Source organism: Streptomyces sp. IBSBF 2435 (assembly GCF_036815005.1).
GTDB lineage: Bacteria > Actinomycetota > Actinomycetes > Streptomycetales > Streptomycetaceae > Actinacidiphila.
This window is the reverse complement of record NZ_JAJSYW010000289.1, coordinates 1-5,454: the sequence shown is the minus strand read 5'-3', so window position 1 is coordinate 5,454 and position 5,454 is coordinate 1. Positions and strand designations below refer to the sequence as shown.

At 72.9% G+C, this 5,454-nt stretch carries 4 protein-coding genes; all 4 read right to left on the bottom strand.

Features of this window, described 5'->3' with window-relative positions; all coding sequences use genetic code 11:
• Window positions 1–73 precede the first annotated feature (73 nt).
• The gene (locus tag V7E46_RS32105; RefSeq protein WP_016645140.1) at window positions 74–355 is read right to left on the bottom strand and encodes an HU family DNA-binding protein; all 282 of its coding nucleotides are present in this window, start codon (window positions 353–355) and stop codon (window positions 74–76) included.
• Between the two features lie 214 nt (window positions 356–569).
• Entirely contained in the window at window positions 570–2,021 is a 1,452-nt protein-coding gene (locus tag V7E46_RS32100) for an NAD-dependent malic enzyme (RefSeq protein ID WP_329178606.1), read from the bottom strand.
• Window positions 2,022–2,436: 415 nt separating this feature from the next.
• Window positions 2,437–4,722: a HelD family protein gene (locus V7E46_RS32095; RefSeq protein WP_333771701.1), complete on the bottom strand. Its 2,286-nt coding sequence runs from the start codon at window positions 4,720–4,722 to the stop codon at window positions 2,437–2,439.
• A 139-nt stretch (window positions 4,723–4,861) separates the two neighbouring features.
• Window positions 4,862–5,443 (bottom strand): CGNR zinc finger domain-containing protein, encoded by a 582-nt coding sequence (locus V7E46_RS32090; RefSeq protein WP_333771702.1) that lies wholly within the window; start codon window positions 5,441–5,443, stop codon window positions 4,862–4,864.
• Window positions 5,444–5,454: the final 11 nt, after the last annotated feature.

Sequence of the window (5,454 nt, the reverse complement as noted above, 5' to 3'; positions counted from 1 at the left end):
CCCCCCCCCCCCCCCCCCCCCCCCCCCCCCCCCCCCCCCCCCCCCCCCCCCCCCTTCGAGTCGTCCAGGGGACTTACTTGCCCTTCGCGGCTTCCTTGAGCTTGGAGCCCGCGGAGACCTTCACGCTGTACCCGGCAGGGATGTTGATCGGCTCACCCGTCTGCGGGTTGCGGGCGGTGCGGGCGGCACGGTGAGTGCGCTCGAAGGTCAGGAAGCCGGGGATCGTGACCTTCTCGTCGCCCTTGGCCACGATCTCACCGACGGTCTCAGCGAACGCGGCCAGAACGGCGTCGGCGTCCTTACGGGTCACCTCTGCACGGTCGGCCAGGGCGGCCACCAGCTCACTGCGGTTCATATCTGTACTCCCGTGTTCTTTCTGCCATGGGGGCGCGAGCTCGAAGCTGTTGCTGTGTGCCTCACTGCCCAGGTGTGCATCCTGCCCCCATATATGGGCGGAAAGCCAATCGCCTGCCCGCGCGAGTCGCGGAAAAAGCGTTGCGGCACCGCGGGGATGACGGATTGTTGTCACATGCTCGACGCTCGGAATACGAATCGGGGCGTTTCTTGCGTTACAGCCCCTGGGTGGCCGGTTCCGACACGGCGGCGGACACGGCGGGTCCCTGCGCCTTCGCCGCGTCCCGTACGGCGTCGGCGACCGCGCCCGCGACCTTGTCGTTGAAGACGCTGGGGATGATGTAGTTCGCGTTCAGCTCGCCGTCCCCGACCACGGACGCCAGCGCGCGGGCGGCGGCCAGCATCATCTCGGTGTTGACCGTACGCGACTGGGCGTCCAGCAGGCCGCGGAAAACGCCGGGGAAGACCAGGACGTTGTTGATCTGGTTGGGGAAGTCGCTGCGGCCGGTGGCGACCACCGCCGCGGTCTGCCGGGCCACTCCCGGGTCCACCTCGGGGTCGGGGTTGGCCAGCGCGAACACGATGGCGCCGTCCGCCATCGCTGCCACGTCCGTACCGTCCAGCACGTCGGGCGCGGACACCCCGATGAAGACGTCGGCGCCGACGACCGCCTGCTTCAGCGTGCCGGTGACGCCCTCGGGGTTGGTGTTGTCGGCGATCCAGCGCAGCGCGGACCCGTCGGGCGCGTCGACCAGGTCCTCGCGGCCGGCGTGCACCACGCCGTGGATGTCGGCGACCACCGCGTGCTTGACGCCGGCCGCGATCAGCAGCTTGAGGATCGCCGTACCGGCGGCTCCCGCACCGGACATGACGACCCGCAGGTCGCCGATCTGCTTGCCGACCACCCGCAGCGCGTTGGTCAGCGCGGCCAGCACCACGATGGCGGTGCCGTGCTGGTCGTCGTGGAAGACCGGGATGTCCAGCGCCTCCCGCAGCCTGGCCTCGATCTCGAAGCAGCGCGGCGCGGAGATGTCCTCCAGGTTGATCCCCGCGAAACCCGGGGCGATGGCCTTGACGATCGACACGATCTCGTCGGTGTCCTGGGTGTCCAGGCACAGCGGCCACGCGTCGATCCCGGCGAACCGCTTGAACAGCGCCGCCTTGCCCTCCATCACCGGCAGCGCGGCCTTCGGCCCGATGTTGCCCAGGCCCAGCACCGCGGAGCCGTCGGTGACCACGGCGACGCTGTTGCGCTTGATGGTGAGCCGGCGGGCGTCCTCGGGATTCTCCGCGATGGCCATGCAGACCCGGGCGACCCCGGGGGTGTAGATCATCGACAGGTCGTCACGGTTGCGGATCGGGTGCTTGGACTGCATCTCGATCTTGCCGCCGAGGTGCATCAGGAACGTACGGTCGGAGACCTTGCCGATCGCGACACCCTCGATACCGCGCAGCTTGCCCACGATCTCGTTGGCGTGCTCGGTGGAACTGGCGGCGACCGTGACGTCGATACGCAGCCGCTCGTGCCCCGACGCGGTGACGTCCAGACCCGTGACCGAGCCGCCGGACGACTCCACGGCGGTGGTCAGCGCACTGACCGCGGTCCCGCCCGCGGGGACCTCCAGCCGCACTGTGATCGAGTAGGAGACGCTTGGCGCCGTTGCCATGACGACCTTCTTCCGGTTCCTGCCTGAGGGTGTGCTGTACCCGTGGAACACTACTTCCACGATGTGAAGGCTCGGCAACTCGCCGGTTTTCCCCCGGCGGGGAAGAGCTTCCGGCTTCCGTTTGTTAGCCTTGACGTGACACCGGCCCGATCCAAGCCCCCGGGCCCAACCTTAGGCGCTTCGAGCGCCCACTTGCCGCGAGGCGAGCATGGCGGGCCGGTGTCACCTACCTCCCACGTACGCCCCTGCCGGCGCCCCGCCGCGGGGGCGTACGCGCGTCCACCGGCCGGCGGGTGCGCGAGGCTCTTGCCCAGGGGCGCGGGGAACTGCGCGCCCGGCCACCCGCATGGCGTGACCGTGCCCGACGGATCAGGCCCTCCGAAGGGGAGCCCGCCCGCCGGGCGACGGCCAGGGTTCAGGCCATGGGCCTGAGGAGGTCGGGGACACCGTCCCCGTCAGGAGCGTCACGGTCACCCGCGAGGACGGTGAGCTGCTGCGTGGCCCGCGTCAGGGCCACGTACAGCACCCGCAACCCCGCAGGGGACTCCTCCGCGATCTCCGCCGGCGACACCACCACCGTGGCGTCGTACTCGAGCCCCTTGGCCTCAAGGCTGCCCAGCGCGACGACCCGCTCGCCGAGCCCTTCGAGCCAGCCGCGGGCCTGCGCCCGCCGGTTCATGGCCACCACGACCCCGACGGTCCCGTCGACCTCCGAGAGCAGCCGCGCGGCGGCCCGGCGTACGTCCGCGCCCAGGTCCTGCCCGGCCACCTCGTAGCGCGGGACGATGCCGGTCGAGCGGACCGCCCGCGGCGACTCCATGCCGGGCATGGCGAGCGCCAGCACCGTCGAGGCGACCGCGGCGATCTCCGCGGGGTTGCGGTAGTTGACGGTGAGGGTGAAGCGGCGGCGCGGCCTGCTGCCGAGCGCTTCGTCGCGCGCGCGGGCCGCCTCCTCCACGTCCGACCAGGAGCTCTGCGCCGGGTCGCCGACGATCGTCCAGGTGGCCGTACGGCCGCGGCGGCCGACCATCCGCCACTGCATGGGCGTGAGGTCCTGCGCCTCGTCCACGATGACGTGCGCGTACTCGGTGCGCTCCTCGTCCAGCCGTTCCGCGCGCCCGCGCCGCCCGCCGGGCATCCGGTCGGCGTACGTGGTGACCTCGTCGAGGCCGGTGAGCTGGTCGAGCGGGTCGGCCTCGCGGCGCTTGGGCCGGGGCGCGGGGCCGAGCAGCGTCTCCAGCTCGTCCAGCAGCGCCACGTCGTGCGCGCTGGTGCCGTCCCTGCGCAGCGACCGGGCCACCCGCCGCACCTCGGGCGGACTCAGCACCCGGCGCGCCCAGCGCGCCAGCCGCTTCTCGTCGGCGAGCGCGGCCAGCACCCCGCGCGGCTCCAGCACCGGCCACCAGGCGTCGAGGAAGTCGGTGAAGTCCTGCTCGGTGGAGATGTCCTCGTCGAAGCCCTGCCGCTCCTCGGCGGCGAGTTCGGCGTCGTCGAAGCGCCGCCCGGTCTTGCGCCACAGCGTGTCGAGCAGCAGCCGGCGGGCCCGCGGGCGCAGCAGGTTGACCGGGGCGGTGCCGCTCAGCGCGTTGTGCCGTACGTCGGCCAGCTCGCCGGCCGACAGCTCGACGCGCCGCCCGAAGGCCACCACCCGCAGGGTCGCGGGGGCGTCCTGGACCAGGTCGAGGCAGCCGCGGGCCGCGTTGCGCAGCACCTTCTGCATCCGCAGGCTGCCCTTGACGCGGGCAGTGGCCGGCTCGTCGTAGAGGTCCGCGGTCACCCCGTCGACCAGTGAGCCGACCGCCCGGATCGCGACCTGGCCCTCCTCGCCGAGCGAGGGCAGTACGCCTTCGGTGTACGCCACCAGCAGCGGCGTCGGGCTGACGCACAGGATGCCGCCGGCGTAACGGCGCCGGTCCTGGTAGAGCAGGTAGGCCGCCCGGTGCAGGGCCACCGCGGTCTTGCCGGTGCCCGGCCCGCCGGTCACCTCGGTGACGGAGGCGGCGGGCGCCCTGATCACCAGGTCCTGCTCGGCCTGGATGCTGGACACGATGTCCCGCATGGTGTGCGACCTGGCCTGGCCGAGCGCGGCCATCAGGGCGCCGTCGCCGACCACGGGCAGCCCGGTGGTCAGCTCGGGGCGCAGCAGGTCGTCCTCGACGCCGAGCACCCGGCGGCCCTTGGACCTGATCACCCGGCGCCGCACCACCCGGCCCGGCGCGACCGGCGTCGAGCGGTAGAAAGGCGCGGCGGCCGGCGCGCGCCAGTCGATGACCAGCGGGGCGTAGTCGGTGTCGAGCACTCCGATCCTGCCGATGTGCAGGGTCTCGGCGATGGCGGCGGTCGCGTCCTCGCGGATCGCGTCGTCGGCCGGGTCGATCGAGGTGAAGGCGCCGTCCGCGCCCTTCTTGCCGTCCTTGCCGCGCAGCAGGTCGATCCTGCCGAACAGGAAGTCCTCGAACTCGCTGTTCAGCCGGTTCAGGTGCACCCCGGCCCTGAAGACCTGCGCGTCCCGCTCGGCGAGGGCGCCGGGCGTCCCGACCTGGCCCCTCTTGGCGGCGTCGCTCATCAGGAACTCCGCCTCGTGGATCTTCTCCTCGAGCCGGCGGTAGACCCGGTCGAGGTGCTCCTGCTCGACGGCGATCTCCTGCTCCCTGACGCCGCCGCCCCCCTGCCGGTCCTGAACTGCGGTCTGCGCGGCCACGCAGGACCCCCTTCGTCTGTACGTCGTGCGCCGCCCCGTGCGACCCGATCCGCGCGAGGGGCAGCCTGCAACCGTACGCGACCTGCGCGCTTCTGCCCACCCGGCGACTCCGGCGATTCGCTCACGCGGACGCCCGGGATCAGGCCTCGCGCAGCGCCGGGGTGGTACGCCGGCGGTGCCTGGCGACTCTTTCCCGATTGCCGCAGACCTCGCTGCTGCACCAGCGGCGGCGGCGCCCCCGGGAGGTGTCCAGGTAGACCAGGGCGCAGTTCTCGCCCTCGCAGCGGCGCAGCCGGGAGCGGGCCAGGGGGTCGGTGAACAGGTCCACCGCGTCTCTGGCCACCGCCGCGAGCAGGCCGTCCGCGTCCGGGGGCGCCGCCAGTGCCCTGGTCAGGGCGCCGTCCTCGCCCAGTACGGCCCGCGGCACGGGCGGGGCGGCGGCGCGCGCGACCTCGTTGACCCGGGCGACCGCGTCCGGCGGGGGCGGGGTGCCGGTGAGCTGGGCGCTCACCATCGCCTCCAGGAGGGTACGGAGATCCTGGAGGCCCCGGGTCAGCTCGGCGGTCGCCGGCACCGGTGTCCCCGGCGGGACCAGCCCCGTGCCGTACATCCACTCGGCCACGCGCTCGACCCGGTCGAGCCGTTCGCCCGCGGGGCGCGCGACGCGGGTCGCCACCAGGTCGAGACACATCCGTCCGCCGTCGAACCTCAACTCCCCCATCGCCCCCTCCC

Excerpts from the sequence above, each read along its gene's own strand:
- V7E46_RS32090 (WP_333771702.1), bottom strand. The coding sequence starts at position 5,443 with ATGGGGGAGTTGAGGTTCGACGGCGGACGGATGTGTCTCGACCTGGTG.
- V7E46_RS32105 (WP_016645140.1), bottom strand. The coding sequence starts at position 355 with ATGAACCGCAGTGAGCTGGTGGCCGCCCTGGCCGACCGTGCAGAGGTG.
- V7E46_RS32100 (WP_329178606.1), bottom strand. The coding sequence starts at position 2,021 with ATGGCAACGGCGCCAAGCGTCTCCTACTCGATCACAGTGCGGCTGGAG.